We start from the raw sequence: 581 nt of genomic DNA, 5'->3' as shown, positions 1-581 counted from the left end.
GATTTTCCCGATCGCCTTCTTCCTGCTCGTCGCGGTGCTGTTCCCGTTCGGGGTCGGGACTGACCGCGATCTGCTCGCGCGGGTCGGGGGCGGTGTGATCTGGGCGGCGGCGCTGCTGGCAGCACTCATGCCGGTCGAGCGGCTGGTCGCGCCCGATATGGAAACAGGCGTGCTCGATCAGCTGAGCGTGCGCGGCGTTGGCCTGGTGGCGGTGAGCGCCGCTAAAATCGTCGCGCACTGGCTGAGCTTCGGCCCGCCGCTGATGCTGGCAGCGGTGATCGCGAGCGGGCTGCTGGGGGTTAGTACCGACGCGTTGCTGGCGATCGAGATTGGCTTGCTGGTCGGCACCCCAGGGCTGGCGGCGCTGGCGGTCGCGACCTCGGCGCTGGTCGCGGGCTTGCGCGGGAGCGGGGCGGTGGCCGGGCTGGTGATGCTGCCGCTCGCGGTGCCGCTGCTGATCTTCGGTGCAGGATCGATCGAAGGCGGGCAGGGGGCGTTGAAGCTGCTCGGCGCAGTGACTTTGCTGCTGGTGGCGGGGGCGCCGGTGCTGGCCGCCGCCACCAGCAGCAAAGTCACTGCGC

Annotated in this window: 1 protein-coding gene; it reads left to right on the top strand. The window is 70.6% G+C overall.

All coding sequences use genetic code 11. The features are described 5' to 3' along the window. Window position 1 precedes the first annotated feature (1 nt). Window positions 2-581, top strand: a 580-nt coding sequence (locus AX672_RS07455) for a heme exporter protein CcmB (protein ID WP_168727378.1), incomplete at its 3' end; no start/stop codon positions are given.

Source organism: Sphingomonas sp. CCH10-B3, assembly GCF_001556185.1.
GTDB classification, from domain to species: domain Bacteria; phylum Pseudomonadota; class Alphaproteobacteria; order Sphingomonadales; family Sphingomonadaceae; genus Sphingomonas; species Sphingomonas aquatica.
Note: the sequence above shows the minus strand (reverse complement) of the source record. Positions and strands in the feature narration are given on the sequence as shown.